Source organism: Spirochaetota bacterium (assembly GCA_026414805.1).
GTDB lineage: Bacteria > Spirochaetota > UBA4802 > UBA4802 > UB4802 > UBA4802.
Window position 1 is genome coordinate 1 of the sequence record JAOAIH010000005.1, and the last position, 22,277, is coordinate 22,277.

Annotated in this window: 21 protein-coding genes; 17 read left to right on the forward strand and 4 right to left on the reverse strand. The window is 31.8% G+C overall.

Features of this window, described 5'->3' with window-relative positions:
• Positions 1 to 67 precede the first annotated feature (67 nt).
• From N3F66_01910 to N3F66_01920, 3 genes are all read right to left on the reverse strand, one after another.
• Positions 68 to 841 (reverse strand): hypothetical protein, encoded by a 774-nt coding sequence (locus N3F66_01910; protein MCX8122904.1) that lies wholly within the window; start codon positions 839 to 841, stop codon positions 68 to 70.
• A 106-nt stretch (positions 842 to 947) separates the two neighbouring features.
• Positions 948 to 1,688 carry a DNA repair protein RecO gene (gene recO, locus N3F66_01915; protein ID MCX8122905.1) on the reverse strand — a complete coding sequence of 247 codons (741 nt, stop codon included), beginning with the start codon at positions 1,686 to 1,688 and terminating at the stop codon, positions 948 to 950.
• A 7-nt stretch (positions 1,689 to 1,695) separates the two neighbouring features.
• Entirely contained in the window at positions 1,696 to 2,544 is an 849-nt protein-coding gene (locus N3F66_01920) for a hemolysin family protein (protein ID MCX8122906.1), read from the reverse strand.
• A gap of 275 nt (positions 2,545 to 2,819) precedes the next feature.
• Between N3F66_01920 and N3F66_01925 the strand changes: the two genes are divergently transcribed.
• The 8 genes from N3F66_01925 to N3F66_01960 all read left to right on the forward strand — a co-directional run bounded on the left by N3F66_01925 (position 2,820) and on the right by N3F66_01960 (position 12,329).
• Positions 2,820 to 4,550 (forward strand): FapA family protein, encoded by a 1,731-nt coding sequence (locus tag N3F66_01925; GenBank protein ID MCX8122907.1) that lies wholly within the window; start codon positions 2,820 to 2,822, stop codon positions 4,548 to 4,550.
• 151 nt (positions 4,551 to 4,701) lie between these two features.
• Entirely contained in the window at positions 4,702 to 4,869 is a 168-nt protein-coding gene (tatA, locus tag N3F66_01930) for a twin-arginine translocase TatA/TatE family subunit (GenBank protein ID MCX8122908.1), read from the forward strand.
• 281 nt (positions 4,870 to 5,150) lie between these two features.
• Positions 5,151 to 6,191, forward strand: coding sequence for a 23S rRNA (adenine(2503)-C(2))-methyltransferase RlmN (rlmN, locus tag N3F66_01935; GenBank protein ID MCX8122909.1), 1,041 nt, complete (start codon positions 5,151 to 5,153; stop codon positions 6,189 to 6,191).
• 25 nt (positions 6,192 to 6,216) lie between these two features.
• Positions 6,217 to 8,472, forward strand: a complete 2,256-nt coding sequence (locus tag N3F66_01940) for a transglycosylase domain-containing protein (GenBank protein ID MCX8122910.1) — start codon at positions 6,217 to 6,219, stop codon at positions 8,470 to 8,472.
• An 8-nt stretch (positions 8,473 to 8,480) separates the two neighbouring features.
• The gene (locus tag N3F66_01945) at positions 8,481 to 9,350 is read left to right on the forward strand and encodes a M23 family metallopeptidase (protein MCX8122911.1); all 870 of its coding nucleotides are present in this window, start codon (positions 8,481 to 8,483) and stop codon (positions 9,348 to 9,350) included.
• Positions 9,351 to 9,387: 37 nt separating this feature from the next.
• A complete protein-coding gene (locus N3F66_01950; protein ID MCX8122912.1) occupies positions 9,388 to 9,792 on the forward strand; it encodes a helix-turn-helix transcriptional regulator in 405 nt (134 codons plus the stop codon).
• 21 nt (positions 9,793 to 9,813) lie between these two features.
• A complete protein-coding gene (locus N3F66_01955; protein MCX8122913.1) occupies positions 9,814 to 11,064 on the forward strand; it encodes a hemolysin family protein in 1,251 nt (416 codons plus the stop codon).
• Positions 11,061 to 12,329, forward strand: a complete 1,269-nt coding sequence (locus N3F66_01960; GenBank protein ID MCX8122914.1) for a hemolysin family protein — start codon at positions 11,061 to 11,063, stop codon at positions 12,327 to 12,329. Before N3F66_01955 ends, N3F66_01960 begins: the two co-directional genes overlap by 4 nt.
• Here the strand turns inward: N3F66_01960 and N3F66_01965 are convergent.
• Positions 12,313 to 12,657 carry a histidine triad nucleotide-binding protein gene (locus N3F66_01965; protein MCX8122915.1) on the reverse strand — a complete coding sequence of 115 codons (345 nt, stop codon included), beginning with the start codon at positions 12,655 to 12,657 and terminating at the stop codon, positions 12,313 to 12,315. The genes N3F66_01960 and N3F66_01965 overlap by 17 nt on opposite strands.
• Positions 12,658 to 12,806: 149 nt before the next feature.
• Here N3F66_01965 and N3F66_01970 point away from each other — a divergent pair, with 149 nt between their 5' ends.
• From N3F66_01970 to N3F66_02010, 9 genes are all read left to right on the forward strand, one after another.
• On the forward strand, positions 12,807 to 13,937 hold the full coding sequence (locus tag N3F66_01970; GenBank protein MCX8122916.1) for a DNA photolyase: 1,131 nt from the start codon (positions 12,807 to 12,809) through the stop codon (positions 13,935 to 13,937).
• A 245-nt stretch (positions 13,938 to 14,182) separates the two neighbouring features.
• Positions 14,183 to 15,280, forward strand: a complete 1,098-nt coding sequence (gene prfB, locus N3F66_01975; GenBank protein MCX8122917.1) for a peptide chain release factor 2 — start codon at positions 14,183 to 14,185, stop codon at positions 15,278 to 15,280.
• A gap of 159 nt (positions 15,281 to 15,439) precedes the next feature.
• Positions 15,440 to 16,636: a PorV/PorQ family protein gene (locus N3F66_01980; GenBank protein ID MCX8122918.1), complete on the forward strand. Its 1,197-nt coding sequence runs from the start codon at positions 15,440 to 15,442 to the stop codon at positions 16,634 to 16,636.
• A complete protein-coding gene (gene rph, locus N3F66_01985) occupies positions 16,599 to 17,324 on the forward strand; it encodes a ribonuclease PH (protein ID MCX8122919.1) in 726 nt (241 codons plus the stop codon). Before N3F66_01980 ends, rph begins: the two co-directional genes overlap by 38 nt.
• Before the next feature lie 64 nt (positions 17,325 to 17,388).
• Positions 17,389 to 18,120 carry a hypothetical protein gene (locus tag N3F66_01990; protein ID MCX8122920.1) on the forward strand — a complete coding sequence of 244 codons (732 nt, stop codon included), beginning with the start codon at positions 17,389 to 17,391 and terminating at the stop codon, positions 18,118 to 18,120.
• 33 nt (positions 18,121 to 18,153) lie between these two features.
• Positions 18,154 to 18,645 carry a DUF192 domain-containing protein gene (locus tag N3F66_01995; protein MCX8122921.1) on the forward strand — a complete coding sequence of 164 codons (492 nt, stop codon included), beginning with the start codon at positions 18,154 to 18,156 and terminating at the stop codon, positions 18,643 to 18,645.
• Positions 18,626 to 19,780, forward strand: a complete 1,155-nt coding sequence (hflX, locus tag N3F66_02000; protein MCX8122922.1) for a GTPase HflX — start codon at positions 18,626 to 18,628, stop codon at positions 19,778 to 19,780. The genes N3F66_01995 and hflX overlap by 20 nt, the downstream gene beginning before the upstream one ends.
• A gap of 150 nt (positions 19,781 to 19,930) precedes the next feature.
• The gene (locus N3F66_02005; protein MCX8122923.1) at positions 19,931 to 21,070 is read left to right on the forward strand and encodes a peptidoglycan DD-metalloendopeptidase family protein; all 1,140 of its coding nucleotides are present in this window, start codon (positions 19,931 to 19,933) and stop codon (positions 21,068 to 21,070) included.
• Positions 21,071 to 21,162: 92 nt separating this feature from the next.
• Entirely contained in the window at positions 21,163 to 22,146 is a 984-nt protein-coding gene (locus tag N3F66_02010; protein MCX8122924.1) for a tetratricopeptide repeat protein, read from the forward strand.
• The last annotated feature ends 131 nt before the right edge of the window (positions 22,147 to 22,277 follow it).

Consider the following 22,277-nt stretch of genomic DNA (forward strand, 5'->3'; position numbering starts at 1 on the left):
CTTTTAACTAGTTTTGTCTTATTTGTCATGACTTACTCAGTTCCAATTTCCGTTATTTTTATAAAAATTAGTATCGGCTTAACAAATTGAAAAAGAATTTTAATGTTGCTGCAAATCCAAAATCTCTTGAATTATTTAAACCCTTTGCAAATTCATTCTGGAAATAAATATTACCAAGGTTAAAACCTATAAAAAGGCTTGCAGCAGCTTCGCCTTCGGTAAAACGCTTTCCTAATGCACTGCTTGATTGTGCAGAAGCAAATTCACCCCCAACACCAATTATTCCTATGTTATTAATATTATAAAATACACCACCGTGTCCACCAAATGTATGTTCTCTTTCGTTTTTACTGTAGGTTAATTCATACACAGGATGGATAACTACAATAAAGCTTGATACATAAAAAAGATTTGGTATTGAAAAGTGAGCCATATTCTCATCAATATCCACACCTGTGTGATGTTCGGCAACTAAATCCATATAGTAATTGCCGCTGGCAGCCCTAATTGTATTGAAAACACCTCTTACTGACCATGATTCTATGCTGTACTTGTTTTCTGCTCGGGTAGTTTCAGCCTGAGTTAAACCAAACTGTACGGATACTCTTTCAGCCAATCCATAATACATGCTGTAATTGGTGAAATATGAATCATTTTCTGGTGCATTGGTATCGTTAAATGAGTATTCACCTAAAACATCAGCGGCAAAATAGCCCGTTGGATAAACCATGGATTTGTGATGCAAAAATAAAAAAGTATCAAAGCATGCATCTGCTGGGTTAATAAAAAAAACTGATGCAGCAAAAAGAACAGTGAGAAAAATAAAAAACCTCTTTAACATAGAATAACCTCCTAAATATATTATCATAAAGTGTATAACATAAATATGATAGTAGCACTATATGTCAACAAAAATATATATAGACGCTTTTATAAGATATATTTTATTATATTGTAGTATTGAATAATAAATCTTTAGTTTTTATATTTATATTGAAGTAATGATCAATGTATATTAGGATATTAAATAGAAATTTTTTAATATCGTGTGAATCATATTTATTTGTTTCAATTGTCATAAATTTTTTTGTTAATATTTCATTCATTACAGGAGCTATCGCCTTAAAGACAATAGCATTTGGCGGTGCGCAATTATTGCAAAACACTGTTAGCTGATATTCGGACATATATACATCGCCACTAACATCCTTTTGACAAACTGTGCAATGAAAAAAATCAGGCAATATGCCTGATATTTTCAGATAATGAATAACAAATGCCAGTGCAAAAAAAATATACGCATTGGTTTGATGTAACGTTTGTATAGCCCCTTTTAATAGAGTATATATTTTTTCATTGGGATCGTTGAAGCCAGTTGTTTTATCAACAATTTCTAGCAGTAAAAAAAGAGTTATCATTGACTGGTAATTATTGCGCAGTGATAAAGTATCATGCAAGAGAGAAAATTCTTTTACATGCAGCATTTGTTTTTGTTCATTATAATAATATACAAGTTGCACAATGCTTCCGGGCTCAATAGCAGACAAACTACGTCGCTTGGTTTTTTTTATGCCTTTAAAAATAAATGTCCGTTTGCCATGATTTTGTGTATAGATAATATCTGCGACATCAGCTTCCAGAACTGGAATTTTCCGTAAAACAATCCCCTCTGCTTTCTGTATATCCATTGAATGCTTAATCAGTATCAGAATTTTTTTGTGGTGTAACTGTTACGATTATCCTTCCGATCCGTGTACCTTTTATATCTTTAATTTTAAACGATATATTTGAATATTTTATTTGTTCATCTTTTTTGGGTATTTTGCCAAAAAGGTCAAAAACAAATCCTCCTATAGTATCAAATTCCTGGTCGGGTAGCTGGCAACCGGTATGTTCATTGAAATCTGATATTGATAACCGTGAGTCAACCTCCCAGCTATTTTTTGAGATATTCTGAATTTCAGGCGTCTCATCTTCATCAAATTCATCTCGTATTTCACCAACAATTTCTTCAAGAATATCTTCAAGGGTCACAATTCCAGCAACCCCACCATATTCATCAACAACTATCGCCAAATGTAAATTTTGTTTTTGAAATTGTAGAAGCAAATCATCCAATGTCATGGTTTCGGGTACAAAGTATGGTTTGTGTAAAAGCTTTTTAATATTAAATTTCATTCGCCTGTCAATTATAAACGGCATGAGGTCTTTAACATATAAAATACCAGTAATATTGTCGATAGTTCCTGAATATACAGGTATACGTGAATGCCCTTCATCAATTATTAATTTCACCAGTTCTTTTAATGAAATAGATTCCTCAACTGCATTAATATCAACACGGGGTATCATCACCTCCCTTACATTTTTTGTAGAGAGGCTTAAAATGCCCTGAATCATCTCCTGTTTCTGGATAGCAAGTGAATCTTTTGATGGCGAGGAATTCTTTTTATCATATAGTTTTAGTTTATTGAGTTTTTCTTTCAATAACACTAAAAGGCTGTTATTTTTGAGTTTACTGGGCTTTTGTTCATCAGAAGCCATAGTGTGTTCTCTTAAAATACCTCCCTTCATAGTATGCTACATACTACTAATTGGCAAATTAAATTGTCAATTTGATTTTTTTTACTAAATAACCAGAACTATGCTGTATATGTAATATACATGAAAAGGTGTTCATTGTATTCAAAATTTTAGTTGTATTTAATTTGATTGTGATGTATAATTATTTTTTAACCGATAGTTACTATAGGAGTTACTATAGGAGTGTATTAAATGTTTACAAAATACAAAACAGAACAAAACTTTGGTAAAGCTCCATGAAATTAACTATTTTTTACTTTGATCCTAGTGTTTCATCAATATTTGTTGAAAAAACAGATGAATCTGGTAATAAGTTCTATACACTTTCCTCTCCTTATAATTTTGTTTACAAAGATGAAATAGTTGCTCGTGTAGTAGATGTTGATGATCCTGCAGATATTGTCTATCATTTGGATTCAGGATATAAATATTATAAATCTGAAAAATTCAAACCATTTAAAGCAGGTGATGGCATTATTTTTGATTCAATTAGTGGCTGCTATCGTGCTACTGATTACGGATTTGTTGTGTATGATCAGAGGACTTCCCGTATTCAGTTAAAATTGCCATTACAGGTATCAAAAAACAAACTGAAAGCTTCATACATCGTTTTCCCAACCAAATTTTTGAAGTTGCCAGTATATAAAGATATTGAACAACAACTTCTTGCTAATAAAATTATAAGCATTATAGATAAAAGTGAAATTGAATCACAGTTAAATGAGATTGATCCTCATAATCCCAGAGTTCATAGAATTATCGTTGCTCGTGGCAAAGAGCCTATGGATGGGTATGATGATTATTATATACCACTGATACAGATTGAAAAAAAAGCTGGCAAGTTGTTAGACGATGGCAGAATTGATTTTAAAGAAGTTGGTGCAATTATTGAAATTAAAAAAGGCCAAGAAGTTTTACAAAAAATACCAGGAATGAAACCTGAAGATGGCTTTGACATTTATGGCGAAAAAGTATCAGCCACCATTGTTAAGAAGGATGGATACTATCCTGGAGAAAATATTATTGCATCAGATACAAATCCATTGATATTTGTTTCACAGATAGATGGATGCCTGAATATTGAAGGGAAGACTTTATCAGTATTGCCTGTAGCTATCATCAAAGGTGATGTGAACTATGAATCAGGAAATATAGATTTTGATGGTTCAGTACAGGTTATGGGTTCAGTATTACCTGGTTTTACAGTGAATGCAACTGGTAATATTTATGTAGATAAAAATGTAGATGATGCAAAACTGTCAGCACAGGGCGATATAGTAGTAAAATTAGGAATTGTTGGTAAAGGGGAAACAAAGATAATTGCAGGAGGTTCAGTAAAAGCAAAATTTGTTTTAAATTCAACTATAGAAGCTTTAGGAAAAATTGAAATAGAGGATTCAATAATAAATAGTGTAGTATTTTCAAATGATGCCGTAATAGTAACTGGAAGGCATGGTAAGATTATTGGAGGTGAAACTACTGCACGTCATGAAATTTTAGTCAACGTAGCAGGGTCACAATTGCAAAATGTTACCAAACTGACAGCAGGCAAAAGTTTGATTGTTGAAAGGGAATTAGCTGAATTGCGCAAACAAATGGAAAAATATAAAACAAATGTGGAAGAAATACTTAAAAAAATTAAAAACAGTTTTGGTGAGGGTGTATTTGAAAATCCAAAAGAGTTTTTGAATATTTTACCACCAGTTAAAAAGAAAAATTGTTTATTGTTGTTAAAAGAACTTTCAGATAATAATCGCCAATTAAAGTTGCTTTTGGATCAAAGAGGTGAAATTGAAAAAAAATATAAACTGGAGCGAGAACCATCAATAAGTATTACCGATATTGCATATCCGGGCGTAATTATAACTATTAAGCGAAGTAAATTACAGATTGAGAAAGCTATGCAAAATACTAAATTTTATGAAGACAACGAAACAAAAAGAATAGTTTTCACATCAGCAGTTTAAATTTAACAAATAAAAATTAGATATTTTTATATAATTTGCATATATTATAAGCAATATTACGATATATGATTTTAATATTTTTTAAAATATTTGACAAAATATTGTGATATACTATCTGTGAGCAAATTAAAAATGAATGGAGGCTTTTATTATGAGTATGCCAGGACTTCCGGAATTACTTATAATATTCTTTATAGTATTGATAATTTTTGGTGCAGGGAAAATACCAAAAATAGCCAAAGATATTGGTACTGGTATTAAAGAATTCAAAAAAGCTATGAATTCTGATGATGAAACCAAGGATGAAAAAAAATCCTAAAATGCGATATGTATACTTGGGCTGTCTTACAACATTTATTATTGAATAAATGTTAGAGGGTTGTTTTTATAAAAGATTCCTTGAAAATTTTAAAAAAGTAGAATTTGTATAGAAACTGATTTATAGGCAGCCCATTATCTACAAAGAAGTTGTTTGCAAAACATTTGAGAAGAACTTTTGTATATTTTATCCAGCCTGATAATTTATTGCGATGCATTGTTTTCCTTTTCAAATTCAAAGTATAAAAATTAAAAAAGTTATTTCTTCTAGCTTGTTTTAATATGAAAGAATGTATTAAAAATTACACTCTCAAAGAAGTTGAATTATTGTTTGCATCAATCAATGAAAAGAGCTATCGAGCCAAACAACTATTTAATTGGCTTTATGAACGCAACATAGATAATTTTTTTGAAATAACAAACTTTTCCAAAGAACTAAGAAATTATTTACATGAGCATTATGAAATTTCACCTTTAAAATTAGTTGATAGAAAAAAATCAAACATTGATGGAACTGAAAAATTTTTATTTCAAACTTTTGATGGTCATTTTATTGAATCAGTATTTATCCGTAATGATGGCACTGACGAAGGCCGGCTGACAATTTGTGTATCAAGCCAGGTTGGGTGCCCAATGGGTTGTGCATTTTGCCAAACAGCTAAAATTGGTTTTAAGCGCAATTTACAAACTGGCGAGATACTTGATCAGATAAATCAGGTTAGGCGATTAACAGGGCTAAAAAATAATAATGTTGTGTTTATGGGAATGGGGGAGCCATTCCTTAACTATGATAATGTCCTAAAGGCTGCTGATATTATGAATTATACTTTTGGGTTTCATATATCGGCTAGAAAAATTACCATATCAACGTGTGGTATTTATGATGGAATTGAACGTTTTATAGACGAAAAACGCCCTTATAATTTAGCAATATCGTTAAATGATACTGATATGGTAAAACGAGCAAAATATATGCCTGTTGAGAAAAAATTTCCAATGCAATCAATTATACAATTACTTGAAAAAAAGTTTCCTGCATCACGAAACCGTGTAACAATAGAATACATTATGCGAAAGGATAATATAACAGAAAATGACGCATTGAGATTAAAGACAATGTTTAAATATAACCGCATTAAACTTAATCTTATACCCCTTAATAAGGGAAAGCATACATTTGAAATACCTACTGAAGAAGAAATAAATAAATTTATAAAAAGGCTTGAAATTATGAATATACCTATTTCTATAAGGAAAAGTGCCGGTAGTGATATTGAAGGTGCATGCGGTCAGCTTTCCGGGAAGTATTACACACAACATTAAACAAAACCATTAAAAGGTTTCCATTATGGATTTTAGTCTTTTTGATTGGATAAAGAAACATAAATATTTTTCATTTATTGGTTTACCTGTTATTGTATTAACTTTGATAACAGTATATACTTCTATTATATATGTTCAATGGGTACACGATAAGCAGAAGGCTCTTGATAAGTTATTTAAATATAAACAGCTTATTGATCGCACTGAAGAATTACGAGAAGGGTATACATACAATTATAGTGAAATAGATGTTTCTGCTAAAGTGGTGGATATTCCCACACGTATTTATGATAGGAATAATGAAATTATAGGAGAGTTCTTTGAACAAAAAAGGGAGATAGTTCCTTATTCATATTTTCCAAAATGGCTAATCAAAGCAGTTATTGCCAGTGAAGATAGAGATTTTTACACCCACAAAGGTGTGAGTTTAAAAGGAATTGCCAGAGCTTTTGCTGTTAACATAATTCATTTACGAGTGGTGCAGGGTGGCAGTACAATTACTCAGCAGCTAGCTAAAGTTTTGTTTACCGATATGGAACGTAATATAAAGCGCAAAATATATGAAATATTTTGTGCACTTGAAATAGAAAAACATTATGATAAGCAAGATATTTTGTCAATGTATCTCAATTATATATATTTTGGTAACGGTGCGTATGGCGTTGAAGCTGCTGCAAAGATGTTTTTTGGCAAGTCAATCATTGATTGCAATGAAACTGAATGTGCAATGATTGTTGCTACTATCTCAAATCCGTTAATTTATTCGCCACTTAATAACCTTGATGTATCATTACGAAAAACAAAACGAATCCTCCAATCGATGGTTGATGCAGGTTTTTTGAAACAGGAACAGGCTGACATCCAGTATAATAATTTCCTTAAACAATGGAATGTACAATTTTCAAAAGAAAATGTTGCGACATCATCGTCAATTGGCAGCTTTATATTCAGTTTATACCGCATTAACAGGGCACCATTTTTCAATGAATATATACGAAGAATACTTGTTAATAAATTTTCAGAGGAAGTTGTTAAAAAGGGTGGATTAAGTGTTTACACTACACTGGATGCCAAAAAACAGGATATTGCACTTGTTGCATTACGTAAAGGCATTCAATTACAACGCGAGTATCATGAAAAAAATGCAAAATATATAAAAAATCCTGAGCGTGCACTTGCTGAAATGGAAAAAGCAAAAAATATTGAGGGAGCCTTTGTTTCACTCAATCCATTTACTGGCGAAATTATATCTTATGCAGGGGGATATAATTTTTCATACCAAAATCAGCTTGATCATGTGCAACAGATTAGAAGACAGCCAGGCTCGTCATTCAAACCTATCATTTATGCCGCTGCCATTCAAGATAAGGTCATCACACCTTCTACCGTGTTTGATGATATACCTATGACTTTTAAAGGAGGATATTCCCCAAAAAATTATGATGGGATATATCTTGGAAAAGTAATTGTAAGAGAAGCTTTAAAAAAATCAATAAATGTTGTTGCGGTCCAGGTACTTGAAAAAGAAGGGTACAGCCGGATAATGTCAATCATTCAAAAAGGGTTGAATATATCAAGCAGTGAACTTGAAACACGTTTCTACAAAACATTATCACTGGCTCTTGGTACCTATGAGCTATCGCCTCTTGAAAATGCTGTACTGCATTCAATCATTGTGAATGGTGGTGATTTTATTATTCCCTATGGCATCCGTTATGTGAAAGATTATAACGGGAATATTGTCTGGAATAATGAAGAAGAGGTATTATTGCAAATACAGGAAAAACGTAAAGAATATGGTAAAATAATTGATCCAATAGCGTGCGCTATTGTTGTTTCTATGCTTAAAGGAGTTTTTGAGGATGGAGGTACAGCATCATGGGTAATGAAAAATAAATCTATACCTGTCGATATTTCAGGTAAAACGGGTACAAGCAGCGATTATGTTGATGCGTGGTTTTTGGGATATACACCAGATTCTGTTACTGCAGTATGGGTTGGTAATAAAGCAGGAGCTATCTCTTTGGGGAAAGGAAGAAGTGGAGGTGTTGTGGCAGCACCAATTTGGGCAGATTATATTTTTGCTATCAGCAAAGATTCTGAATATAAATCATTCATAATACCTCAAGGAGGTATTACTAAACAGACTATATGCCTTGATAGCGGTTTAGTACCAAGAAAAGAGGGTTTATGCCCTCGTGTAGCTGTAAATGAATTATTTTATACTGGTACAGAACCTGGTGAATATTGTACAATCCATACAATACAGGAATCTCATTGAGGGTATACATGAATATATACAAACCATTTGCAATTATAACAGCACTTGTGTTATTATCAAGTTTTGCTTTATCATTTCAATGGCCAGTTACAAATGGTACAATACATTCTACATTTGGTGAACCACGACCTGACCATTTCCATAATGGTGTGGATATTTCCTCCATTGATAAAAAGGTATTTCCTGTAAAGGAAGGCAATCTAGTATTTTGTTGGGATAAATCATTATTCCCTCTTGAACAGTATCCAGGTGTTGGGAATTATTGTATATTAGAACATCAAAAAAATGAAAAATCAGTATATGTACATCTTGATAATAGCTTAAATATACAAAAAAGATACCAACTTACTGATACTATTGCATATATGGGGAATACAGGTAGATCTTATGGCACACATCTTCATTTTACAGTGCTTAGCAATGGTAACGTTTCAATAAATCCATTTACAATATTACCTCAAATAGACGATAAAAAGCCACCAGTAATAGAAGGCATATATATTAAAGTGGGCGATAGTTACACGCGATTGCGTGAAGGCAGTAATATCAGGTTGACACAACATCATCCGTTGGCTATTCAGTGCTTTGATGCAATCAAGCGAAATGAGCGATGTGGTATTTTTGCACTCAAAGTGATTATGAACAATGCTACTATTTTGGATGTACGATTTGACACTATAAAACTTGATAATAAAAATAAGTTGACAATTAAAGCAATAGGATTTGAAAATTTATATGATAGCAAAGGAAATTACATTGCTACAAATGTTTCATATAATTCTGGCATTAATTCTCTGACAGTTATCGCAGAAGATTTTGCAGGCAATAAAACCTCTCAATCAGTTAACTTTAATGTGGTTCTTGATTTCAAGAAGTGAAAGCAGGGTTTCAAGGAGGAAAAATTTTGTGGCTAATATGATTCTTTATTATAGAAGAAAGAAAAATATCAAACAGGTTGATATGGCAAAGGCATTACACGTGTCGCCATCATATTTATGCAAGATTGAACGTGGTGTACAAGAACCAACTGAAGAATTTAAGAAACAATGTGCAAAGTATCTCAACGTCAGCATAGCCAAATTATTCCCTGAAAGCATACCTGACAAAAAAGAAATCATAAATGATTTTATACCATCTAATAATAAGCTGTGGAGTATTAGGGTATCCAAAGGGATTAAACAGTATGAATTGGCTAAAATGCTACATTGCTCCCCATCCTATCTTTCAAAAGTTGAAAAAGGTTTACAACAACCAACTGATGAATTTAAAAAAATATGCGCAAAAGTATTAAAAGTAAAAGAAATAGAAATATTTCCTTAAGGCTCACGTAGCAAAGAAAAAATGGATTATATTCATTTACAGATAGCAATCATTTTTGTATGTTTGTTTTTTTCTGCTTTTTTTTCTGGATCTGAAACTGCATTATTTTCTTTTAAAAAAAGCGAACTCATCAGATTTTCATTTTCTGAAAATGCTTTGGAAAATCAGATAGCTAAATTTTTATCACATCCCCATAATATATTAATAACACTCTTAACAGGTAATTTATTTGTAAACATTTTATTATCATCATTATCAACCTCGCTGTTGTTATCCTTATGGCCTCGTTATGGCCATATAATAACTATAGCTATCGTAACCCCAATATTGATTCTTTTTGGTGAGATATTGCCAAAACTAATATCGCTATATAACTACAAAAAACTTATTTATTATATACTTCCACTAATATCTCTGATACATCAAATTATATTACCTGTTCGTTATATTTTATTAACTATTTCTGAATTATTCATACAATTTTTCAAAATACGATTGGATGGCACTTTAGATATATCTGAAGATGAATTATCTATAGCAATTTATTATGGCGAAAAGTACGGGATATTATCTGGCGATGAAAAGCAGTTTATAAGTAATCTTTTGCGATTCACAAAAAAAACAGCAGAGAATGCAATGATACATAGAAATAAAGCATTGTTTATTCCTTATAATGCATCAATGCATGAGGTGATTAATATTTTTAAAGAAACAGATGTCATACGAGCACCTGTTTTTAAAAATAATTTGGACACTATTGTTGGCTTGATTGATTCTCGTGAGTTAGTTCCCTATGCAGCTGGTATAAAGAAAGCAAAAACCATAACAAAACTTATTCATCCAATTTATCATTATCCAGCATCTGTGTCATTGAGTGAACTGTTGGAGGAATTTTTACGTAATAAAATACAGATTGCTATTATTGTTGATGAATATGGTGGTACACTTGGTGTTGTAACGTTAAAACGAATAATTGCAGAATTATTTGGACGTGGATACACATTATGGGAAGATGTTCCCAAACCAGAAATAAAAAAAGAAAAGGATGTTGTGATAGTTCCTGGTGATATGCAGATTGATGAATTTAATGCAATGTTTAACGTTTCAGTTAATTCTACTGAAAGCGAAACAATTGGTGGATATATAATTGAGAAGTTAGGGTACTTACCAAAGCGAAGAGCATCTATTATGGTTGATGATTATATTTTAACAGTGCGTTATGTTGCTAAAAACAGGATCCAATCAATAGAAGTAAAAAGAGAAGAATCATGAAAGATATGTATATTGGCACACAACTATTAATACTTCTTTTTACATTCCTATCTGCATATTTTTCTGCAACTGAAACAGCAATTGTATCAAGCAATATAATAAATATCCAGAATCTTATTAATAAAGGAGTTAAAAAAGCTCGCAGTCTTTTGCATATAATAGAAAATCCTGACAGTGCTCTTGTCATGGTTCTTATAGGCAATAATATCTCAAATATAGGTGCAACTGCATTTATTACTTTTTTTGCAAGCAAAGCGTTATTTATTAAAGACACCATGCTTTTTATAGTTACTATCGCTCAAACTATTTTCTTTTTAATTTTTTGCGAGCTCTTTCCAAAAATTGTTTCACGTTCAAAACCTGAGAAGTTTCTACTCTATACTTACTGGTTATTCTATTTTTTTTCAATAACGTTAAAACCACTTATTGCTATAGTGTTAAAAATTTCTACCATAGTTAAAAACAGATTCAATACTAATGAGATAAAACCCCTGCCAATAAGTTCACGTGATGAAATTGATACGTTGTTTAAAGCTGTAGAAAAAGAAGGAATTATTGAATCACAGCACTACATATATTTTAATGAAATTCTTTCTTTTAGGGATGTACGGGCCAATGAAGTCATGACACCTTTGATTGATATTATTTCGGTAGAAAAGAATCAGCCTATAAAACATTGCATCCGATTAATAGAAAAGACCCGGTTTTCGCGAATACCCGTTTTTGACCAGAGGGTTGATAACATAATTGGATACATCTATTATCAGGATTTATTAAAAAATAAATCGGTTAAAAATATTGAACAGATATTAAGAAAGCCGTATTTTGTCCCTTCCACCAAGAAGATATATGAACTGATTAACGAAATGGAAGAACATGAAGTATCTATGGTTTTTGTTGTAAATGAATATGGAGCTGTAGAAGGGTTATTGACTGATGAAGATATTGCAGAGGAGATCGTAGGTGAAATACAAACAAGGGATCATCCACAAGATGATTCAATTAAGGAGATAGCTCCCTGGAAGTTCAGTGTTGCAGGAAATATAGACATTGAATATTTCCAGCGCAGATTTGGGATAAAAATAGAAAAACATGATTTTGAAACATTAGCTGGGTTTTTGCTGTACATATTAGGCTACATTCCTGAAATTGGTCAAAAAGTACACTATCAGGATATAACATTCCAAATTGAAGAAGCTACTGATAGGGCTATAGAAAGGGTTATTGTTTCTATACCCAGACGCAAGACTATTTCACAAGCATAGGACCCAGGTCTTCCTTACCAGCCAATATATGAACATGTAAATGCCATATGACCTGACCAGCCGCAGGACCGTTATTGATGATCACACGATAGCCTTTGTCTAATTTTTCCTGTTGGGCTATTTTATTTATTGCAAGGAATATATCGCTCATAATGTAACTATTTGTTTCATTAATTTCATCAATATTTTGGGTGTGTTCTTTATGAACAACTAATACATGAAAAGGCGCCTGGGGATTAATATCCTTAAACGCATACACTTTATCATTTTCAAAAACTTTTGTTGATGGAGTTTTCCCACTTATGATATTGCAAAATAGACATCCCATAAATTTACTCCTATCCAAGAAAAATTTATTGTAAAAAAATTTATTGTAACAAGCAAGATTATAAATAATATGTGTATGATAAAAAATGCAATCAAAAAAGTGTACTGTTGTAAAAAATTATTTTATTATTAGTGGTAAAATTATCTTAAATGAGGAGTGTAAAAGACATACAGTATTTAGTATACCCTGATAAAGAGGAATGTAATAGTATTGTACAAAGGTTTTTGGAAAATCCAATACCATATCGTATTGCGTATAGTAGCGACGTCGAATTAGATTCAATACTACATGAATTACAGTGTAAAGATATAGATTCAAAGGATGTTATAGTATTAAAGACTTTTTTAGGAAGATTCTATCAGGTATGCCCCGGCTCACCGCACATGATATGCTGCAGATACAGGGTTATAAACACTTGTTTTAATTGTTTATATAACTGCACATATTGTTATATGCATGTGTACCTGAATAGCTATGGGATAATACAATTTACTAATACTGAGAGGCTTTTTAATGAATTAAATGATTTTATTAGTAATTGTTCTCCTTCGATGGTGTACAGAATTGGAACAGGAGAATTTACCGATTCACTAATGTTTGATGAAATCACGGGTCTTGGCAGTGAATTGATACGGTTTTTTTCTCAACATCAAAATATTTTCTTTGAGCTTAAAACTAAGTCATCAAATGTTGATCATTTACTAAATATACCATATAAAGGCAATGCTGTGATTGCCTGGAGTTTAAACACGCCACACAATATCAACTACTATGAACATCACACCGCTGCGTTGCAGGAAAGAATTAATGCTGCTATTAAAGCTATTGATGCTGGCTATTATGTGGCATTTCATTTTGATCCCATTATTCTGTATAAGGATTGGGAACATGATTATTACAGCGTATTACAATTGTTAAAGAAAGAAATTGATCCTAATAAGGTTGTATGGATATCTTTGGGTGGCTTTAGGTATCATTTGCATTTCAGAGAAATATTAAGAGAAAAATTTCCTGATGAGATGATGACAGTAAACGAGATGTTTCCAGGAATTGATGGAAAATATCGCTACTATAAACCATTAAGGATATACATATATTCATTTATGTATCAGCAATTGCGTGAGATATTTAAAAAAGCATATATCTATTTATGTATGGAAACAGATTATATGTGGCAAGAGATTACAGGTAAAAATTTTACTTCTTCGGAGGATTTGGAAATTGATATTTCAAATCATTTGAGCTATCACTTTATTAAAAAAAATCACATTTTATATTGACCATGCGCTATAATACATATTTATTGTAATCATTAAGCGGAAATAGTATTGATTTTAATCAATTGAGGATGGTATAATTTTTAGGGCATCATACTATGGTATACGTAAATGTCACTTTAATAAACAAAAATAAAAGAAAACATTATCAAAAAGAAATAAATTTGTTATTTTGATATATTAAGATTTGAAATGAAATACAATTGCACAGGAGATTACAATTGGAATATACAGATGTAAAAGACTTGATGCGTGAATTACAGCAACTTGAAACTAATATTAATGAGCTCTATACTGCTCTTCATATAGAAGATAAGAAGCAGCAGTTGCAATTATTAGTTGAAGAAACATATAAAGAGGATTTCTGGCAGGATCAAGCACGAAGTACTTCTATCCAGCAGCAAATCACTCAGATTAAAAAGAATGTAGAGCCATGGGATACTTTAAGAAAAGAAGTATCAGACTCAATATCACTTCTTGAAATGGCAATAGATGAAAATGATAACGAAGTAATTGTAGAAATTGCTTCAAGAGTAGACCAGTTTAAAAAACGATTTGAACAATTGGAAACAAGGGAATTATTATCAGAACCCGATGATGATAAAAATGCAATTATGACTATTCATCCTGGTGCTGGCGGTACTGAATCACAGGATTGGGCAAGCATGCTTATGCGTATGTATGTTCGTTGGGCTGAAGATAATGGATTTGCTATAGAAATACTGGATTACATGCCAGATATTGAAGCTGGTATTAAAGAAGTTGTAATGCTAATTAAAGGTGATTATGCCTATGGGCTGTTAAAAGGAGAACGGGGTATACATAGATTAGTACGTATCTCGCCATTTGATAGCAACCAGAGGCGACATACTTCCTTTGCATCAGTTGATGTTATTCCTGAAGCGCCAGAAGATATTGATATTGAAATTAAGGAATCTGACTTAAGAATTGATACATATAGAGCATCTGGAGCTGGTGGGCAACATGTTAACAGGACTGATTCAGCGGTACGAATTACTCATTTACCAACAGGTATTGTGGTTCAATGTCAGAATGAACGTTCACAACATAAAAACAAAGCCTATGCTATGAAGATTTTGAAATCGCGGTTATATGAACTTAAAAGAAGTGAGATAGAAAAAGAGAAATTAGAAAAATTTGGTGAAAAAAAAGACATAGCATGGGGCAATCAAATCCGTTCATACGTGTTTCATCCATATACAATGGTGAAAGACCATCGTACAGGAGAGGAAACCGGCTCGGTAGACCATGTCATGGATGGTGACATTAACAGATTTATTTACGCATATCTGAAAAGCCTTAAAAGTATAAAAATTAAGCGATAAATTCCCATTTTTTTATTGCATAAATTGAAATCAGCTTGTGTACTATTTATATAGTGTACGAATATATAACAAGTACAGTATTGCTAATGTTATTCTACTCATACTGTTGATTTACACTACAGCAGTTAGGCATGATGTGTATGATTTTGAAAATTTATTATGTATAATAAAAAATATAAAATCTATCTTGCAACAACTGCTCTGATATTTATTATAATCATACAACGTTATACTTACGCTGCTGGAACTATTGGAACTTCTGGTGCTGATTTTTTAGAGATTGGTGTAGGGAGCAGACCTTTAGGAATGGGAGAAGCATTTACAGCCGAAGTGGGTGATGTAAATGCAATTTATTATAATCCTGCAGGTTTGGGGACTCTTAAGTTCCCTGTTATGAGCTTAATGCATCAGGAACTTATTGTGGATTCACGATTTGAGAACGTTTCATTAGCTTTTCCATTATATAAAGGTTTTTTTGGTTTTTCTACATCAGTTTTTTGGGTTCCTCCTTTTGATAAAATTGATATAAATGGCAATAAGGTAGGTACAGTAAACTTTTATAATGTAAGTGGTATTTTGGCATACGGTTATTCTTTAGGATTCATGGAAGTAGGCGGTTCACTTAAATATATATATCAGCAGATTGATACATTACAGTTACAATCATTGGCCTTTGATATAGGAATTTTAAAACGTATTACTATGTATTCACCATTTGATGCACCAATAAGAAACTTATCACTTGGGTTATCAATACAAAATATTGGAACAAATGCTAAAGATGATAGCTTGCCACGATTAATAAGGGCAGGTTTGTCATATAAAATGTCTTATTTTTTTGGTTTTAATATTGATTTGGTAGAAAATGCCATAACATCATCTGACTTATATGACTTTACTTCAGGATTTAATGAAAGTTTCAGAGTTAATACTGGTTTTGAACTGAATTATCTTGATATTTTATTTTTTAGAGCTGGATATAAATTTAATGATGCAGGTAAATATACTTTTGGCCTTGGTTTTAATTATGCTATAAAAAATGTTGCATTTGTTGTTGATGCTTCGTATCAGGATGCTGGGGTATTTGGTCCTATATATTCATTTACTATCACATATAAGCTTATACCCAAAGTTATCACAATCGAGGACAAGTTAAAAGCAGAAGTACATTATCAACGGGGAATAAAGTATTTTATCACTGACGATATTGATAGCGCAATTGAAGAATTTAAAAAAGCTAGAGATTATAATCCTTATCATAAAAATGTTGATAAAAAAATACAGGATCTAGAAGAATTAAAAGAACTTAAGAGGCAAAATGAGTTACTTGAGAAAGAACAACAGAAAATTAGATGAAATAAGGAAAGTAATAGTTACACCTAATTTTTGTCCTGCTTCATTAGGGTCGGTTTTATATCAATGTGGCAATACACAGGTAATTTGTGCTGTATCAATTACACCACAGGTGCCACAACATGCACTTGATAAAGGCACTGGTTGGATAACAGCTGAGTACAGTTTACTACCCTATGCCACAAATCCAAGAACTGAAAGAAGAAATATACGCCCAGATGGAAGATCAGTAGAAATTCAACGGCTGATTGGTAGAAGTTTGCGTACAATTTTGGATTTAGAAAAAATGCAGGGTGTTTCTTTAATTGTTGATTGCGATGTTCTTCAGGCTGATGGTGGAACAAGGACTGCAGCAATATCTGGTGCATATATTGCACTGCAGTTAGCAATTAAAAGATTATTACACCAAAATTACATTACCGATAATCCTATTAAAGCACAGGTTGCGGCAATCTCTATAGGTTATATTGGAAATGATTTATTATTAGATCTTGATTATGAAGAAGATTCCCAATGTGATGTTGACATGAATTTAGTGATGGATAGTAAAAATAACATAATTGAAATTCAGGGAACTGGTGAAAAAAGATCATTTTCAAATAGTGAGCTTGAATCAATGCTTCGATTAGCTCAAGATGGGATACAAAAGATATTTGCAATACAAAATGATGTGCTTAAATTGTATCTATAAAAGCCGAATATAAATAGTATACAGTATCTTTTTTTAATCAATAATATGGATGGTCCATTGTGCTATGCGGAAAGCCCTGATAACATTAATTTTCATTACTATTACTCATTTAGCAAATGCTCAATATTATGTAAGAAATACAACTGTCATTGACACCCCAACTGCATATACAATAGCACGAGGTACTTACCAGTTGTCATTTCTGGGATATGATAATGGAGGAGTAGAACTTAAAGCTTTTATTGGTCTACACAACAATTTTTTTCTAGGTGCTTCATTAGATATACAGAGTGCAATTGGAAAAGATGATCCTGATCCAAATGTTCCAGGAGTTGTAGGAAAAATTAAATTTACTGATGGATGGGAAATGTTCCCCATTTCATTTGCAATAGGTTATGATTCTTTTTACATTGGTGAAGAAGGAAAAACATACAACAGTAGGAATGAACTGAATCAAATGATATATGGACCCTATTTTGTGATAACCAAGCCAATATATCTATTTAATGATGAGCAACATATACATTTTGGCATGCGTATTCCAACACAACCGGAATATGTTCCTAAAGATACATCATATTTTCTTGCTCTTGATATACCACTTGGCGAAATATTTGTGTTTAAAGCTGAAATGGAACGCGTATACTATAATTTTGAAAGAGCAAAAGAATGGTTATACAATGTTGGGATGAGATATTCATATATGCAAAGGTTGGGGATTGAATTTGATGTATTATTTCAAAAAGATGAAAATCCAAATAGAATAATACGGATAGAATATATAAATGAATTTTGAAGTTTATACTCTCTATTGCAAATATTTGAAATCATGAAAAAAAACACTATATTTATAGTGATAGCCATATACGCTATTTTTATTACTGCCATTCAAAACTATTACTTCATTATTGATAATTTTTTATATGCACAGAGTAAAAAGCACTGCGTTATTTACATACTCAATGGAGTAGGTGAACAAGTTCCTTGTTATGTTGAACTTGCACGCACGGCTTTTGAGCATGCTAAAGGCTTGATGAATAGATCCCAATTGTGTAATAGTTGTGGAATGTTATTTATTTTTGATGACGAGGAATACAGAACATTCTGGATGAAGGATACAAAAATACCATTAAGTATTGCTTTTATTGATTCTGTTGGAATAATTAATGATATTCAGGATATGAAACCATTTCAAACTTTTCCAACATATTCATCAAAATATCCTGCCAAATATGCTTTGGAAGTAAATCAAGGTTGGTTTAAAAAAAATAATATTAAGACTGGATCAAAAGTAATATTCAATGGATGCATCGGTAAATAGAATACCAATTTCTGAAAATGAAAAAGCTATTCTTATAGGCATACAACTTCCTCATAATGATGAATTGGAAGTACTTCATTCAATAGATGAGCTATCGCAATTAGTAGTTACAGCTGGTGCTGTAGTAGTTACTAAACAAATAGTCAAACGTGCATCTCTTGATCCTGCATATATTATTGGAAGCGGAAAACTTGATGAAATAAAAAAAATAATTACAGAACAATCAATAAAGTTAGTTGTATTTGATCTTAATACTATTCGTCCTGTTCAAATCAGAAACCTTGAAAATTTGCTTGGGTGCCGAGTAATAGGCAGGACAGAAGTTATTCTAGATATCTTTGCTCGAAGGGCTAAAACAGTTGAGTCCAAGATTCAGGTTGAGCTTGCTCAACTAAACTACATTCTACCAAGGCTCAAAGGACTTGGAGGTGTACTATCAAGGTTGGGTGGTGGCATTGGGACAAGAGGCCCGGGGGAGAAGATGCTAGAAACCGACAGAAGACATATTGTTAAAAGGATACAAACACTTAAAAAGAAACTATCGCACATATCACGACATAGAAATGTGCAAAGACAGGAGCGTTTACAGAATGAGATTATTGGTGCGGTAGTGGGGTATACCAACGCAGGAAAATCTACATTGGTGAATGTGCTGGCAAAAGACGATTTGTTTGTGGAAGATAGATTATTTGCTACTTTGGATGCCTATACTAGAATTGTTTATTTAGATGAATCGCATAAGATATTGTTAACGGATACAGTTGGTTTCATTAATAATCTCCCTTCACATCTGGTAGAATCATTTAAATCTACGCTAGAGGAAATAAAATATTCGGATTTTATTATACATGTTGTTGGTCTTGATTCAGATATAGATAAGGTGGTTAGAGTTGTAAATCATGAATTACAAGTACTGAATTCCAATAATAAACCTATTGTATTATATTTTAATAAACTGGATATTGCAAAAGAAGAAACAATAAATTATGTAAAGTTGCAGTTTCCCGATGCTGTTGTTGGTTCAAGTTTAACAGGTGAAGGTATTCAATTGTTGAAAGAAAAAATAATCGAAATAATAGAGAAGATAGACAAAAAGAAACAAATATTCTTGGAATATTCTAAAGATGTAGTATAGCCTGGGTTAATATTTGCCAGTTGTCAGTTTTTGCTTACTTCTTTATATGAGCAATTATTAACAAATTGATTAATTCTGTATCCTTCAGATGTCGATTAATATAATACATTAGGAATAGAACATTACTATTGATTCAGGGTTAAAATTACGATGTATGATTTTAAACGGTATACCTTCCCCGACGAAAGGAAAAAGAATTCCTATATTTATGGTTTTTTTTCAATATTATTTATACTGGTGATAGTTATATTCACTCTCATTGCTGACAAGCCACAAAGTAATGTTAAAAAAATTGCTTCATCTAATCTTGCATCAGTAGAAAATAAGTTGATAGTTGACGGCCTTAAAATGGAAGATGATGTCCCACCAGCTGAATCCGAGGGCGAAATTATTTTTGATGATAGTTTTGATGATGATATTGATATTACAAACATAGTTCCTGTTGAAACTCAAAAAAGTAAAAAAAAAGTAATCAATTTTAATATAGAAGAATTAAGAAAGAAAGATAAACGCTGGCATGTATCTAAATATACAATACAGAAAAACGACAATGTATGGAAAATTGCAAAAAGATACAATACAAGTTATAAATTAATCTTGCTTGCTAACAACATAAACAATCCCGAACTCTTACAACCAGGCAAAATGATTCTTGTTCCAAATAAAAACGGCGTATTTCATAGAATAAATAAAGGTCAATCATTGATTTCAATTGCACGTCATTATAATGTGCCGTTACGAGATATAATAGCTAGTAATCAATTAAAGGATTCAGATCAGGTGATTCATGGACAAACAATCTTTGTTCCAGATGCACGATCTACATATAATGATAAAAAAAATGAACAGAGTATTGTAAAAAAAGAGATAGTAAAAGTAAACAATCGAAATAAAATGAATATCACTTTGCTATGGCCAGTGGTAGGAAAACTTACATCTAGTTTTGGAAGCAGAAGGAATCCACTTGGGAAAGGTAAACAATTTCACTGTGGGCTTGATATTAGCTGTGATATAGACACACCTGTAAAAGCAGCATTGGATGGTACAGTTATTTATTCAGGTTGGAAAGATGGATATGGAAATGTTGTTGTTTTGCGACATGATAACGGGTATATTTCAGTATATGGACATAATAGCAAAAACATGGTTCAGGAAGGGGAAAGCGTGAAAAAGGGACAGGTTATTGCCAAAAGTGGTATGACGGGTTCGGTAACAGGTGCTCATTTGCACTTTGAATTTAGAAAGTATATGACCCCACTTAATCCAATTAAGTTTTTGAAGGAAAAGTAATGGGCATATCTATCAAAAAAACTTTTGAAATTTTGAATTATTCAATATTAACTGTATTACTATTGGTAAGTTCTATTTTTGCAACAGGACAAATGAAATATGATAATCCTTCACAAATTATTCCTATATTTTATACTCAAAATGATTATGTTTCATGGAAAGCGATAGTTAAAGGGAGAATTATAAGCATTGGTGAAAGGGAAGATACAGCAAAGCAGGAATTAACACGCACTCTTCAGCCAAAAACAAAGATAACAGTACGTCTCTATAACACAGAAGGTATCCATAAAGGCACAACTTTATATGTTATTAATTCCAGTAATTTAATTGTATCCCGTTTTACAGTTGAAAACATTTTCAGATCCCAGTCATTTGGCGATATGTTGGTTGGATATGGATTTTTTAGATTATCAACAATAGGAGATAGAGTGGTACAACGCTTTGAAGGCGCCTATCCTGAATTTGCAAAAATACATAAAGCAAGAGGTGATTATTATAAAAATACTGGAGAATTTGGCAATGCTATAAAAGAATACAATCAGGCAATAATTCTTGATGCTCACTATCCGGAAGCACATATTGAATTAGGCAAAATATATTTCAATGATAATGTTTTACAATTTGCTTTTAACGAATTTGAGCATGCATATAAAAATAAAGAAAGAATAATTGATAAACAGGATCATTTTGAATTGCTTTTGTATATGACTAAAACGCGTTATATTGAAGCATACGAAACAAATATACCATTAAAGCTTAAAGAGCAATATATTAATGATGGAATCAAATATGCCAAAGAAGCGTTAGAAATAATACCAGATTCTGTGGAAATATTGTATATGTTAGGAATAATGTATTACAAAAAAGTTGATCCTGATGATGTGGCTGCTAAAAAGACTTTTGAAAAGGTAATTGAATTGGATCCAACACACATTGGTGCATATATTGCTTTGTCTGAATTGTACTTAAAACATAAAAATCATAGTAAAGCTAATTATTACTCACAAAAAGCCCTTACTATAGATCCGGCAAACGAACGAGCTCGTTTCTTATACAGAATGACAAAAGGAAAATAGTTTAATAACATAAACGTTATCAATAAATCTATAAAAAGGTTAATAAATCTTTTAAATATACTTGACTATAATAATTGATGCTGAATATGCTGATTAGCCCATACTATTTTATTATGTATCAGGATAGCATA

What these genes read in the sequence shown, in the direction of transcription:
- hflX (MCX8122922.1), top strand. Translation starts at nt 18,626, where the DNA reads ATGGATGCATCGGTAAATAGAATACCAATTTCTGAAAATGAAAAAGCT.
- N3F66_01940 (MCX8122910.1), top strand. Translation starts at nt 6,217, where the DNA reads ATGGATTTTAGTCTTTTTGATTGGATAAAGAAACATAAATATTTTTCA.
- N3F66_01950 (MCX8122912.1), top strand. Translation starts at nt 9,388, where the DNA reads ATGATTCTTTATTATAGAAGAAAGAAAAATATCAAACAGGTTGATATG.
- N3F66_01965 (MCX8122915.1), bottom strand. Translation starts at nt 12,657, where the DNA reads ATGGGATGTCTATTTTGCAATATCATAAGTGGGAAAACTCCATCAACA.
- N3F66_01960 (MCX8122914.1), top strand. Translation starts at nt 11,061, where the DNA reads ATGAAAGATATGTATATTGGCACACAACTATTAATACTTCTTTTTACA.
- N3F66_01925 (MCX8122907.1), top strand. Translation starts at nt 2,820, where the DNA reads ATGAAATTAACTATTTTTTACTTTGATCCTAGTGTTTCATCAATATTT.
- recO (MCX8122905.1), bottom strand. Translation starts at nt 1,688, where the DNA reads ATGGATATACAGAAAGCAGAGGGGATTGTTTTACGGAAAATTCCAGTT.
- N3F66_02010 (MCX8122924.1), top strand. Translation starts at nt 21,163, where the DNA reads ATGAAATATGATAATCCTTCACAAATTATTCCTATATTTTATACTCAA.
- N3F66_01945 (MCX8122911.1), top strand. Translation starts at nt 8,481, where the DNA reads ATGAATATATACAAACCATTTGCAATTATAACAGCACTTGTGTTATTA.
- N3F66_01955 (MCX8122913.1), top strand. Translation starts at nt 9,814, where the DNA reads ATGGATTATATTCATTTACAGATAGCAATCATTTTTGTATGTTTGTTT.
- N3F66_01920 (MCX8122906.1), bottom strand. Translation starts at nt 2,544, where the DNA reads ATGGCTTCTGATGAACAAAAGCCCAGTAAACTCAAAAATAACAGCCTT.
- rph (MCX8122919.1), top strand. Translation starts at nt 16,599, where the DNA reads ATGAGTTACTTGAGAAAGAACAACAGAAAATTAGATGAAATAAGGAAA.
- N3F66_01990 (MCX8122920.1), top strand. Translation starts at nt 17,389, where the DNA reads ATGCGGAAAGCCCTGATAACATTAATTTTCATTACTATTACTCATTTA.
- tatA (MCX8122908.1), top strand. Translation starts at nt 4,702, where the DNA reads ATGAGTATGCCAGGACTTCCGGAATTACTTATAATATTCTTTATAGTA.
- N3F66_01970 (MCX8122916.1), top strand. Translation starts at nt 12,807, where the DNA reads ATGAGGAGTGTAAAAGACATACAGTATTTAGTATACCCTGATAAAGAG.
- N3F66_02005 (MCX8122923.1), top strand. Translation starts at nt 19,931, where the DNA reads ATGTATGATTTTAAACGGTATACCTTCCCCGACGAAAGGAAAAAGAAT.
- N3F66_01980 (MCX8122918.1), top strand. Translation starts at nt 15,440, where the DNA reads ATGTATAATAAAAAATATAAAATCTATCTTGCAACAACTGCTCTGATA.
- prfB (MCX8122917.1), top strand. Translation starts at nt 14,183, where the DNA reads ATGCGTGAATTACAGCAACTTGAAACTAATATTAATGAGCTCTATACT.
- N3F66_01910 (MCX8122904.1), bottom strand. Translation starts at nt 841, where the DNA reads ATGTTAAAGAGGTTTTTTATTTTTCTCACTGTTCTTTTTGCTGCATCA.
- N3F66_01995 (MCX8122921.1), top strand. Translation starts at nt 18,154, where the DNA reads ATGAAAAAAAACACTATATTTATAGTGATAGCCATATACGCTATTTTT.
- rlmN (MCX8122909.1), top strand. Translation starts at nt 5,151, where the DNA reads ATGAAAGAATGTATTAAAAATTACACTCTCAAAGAAGTTGAATTATTG.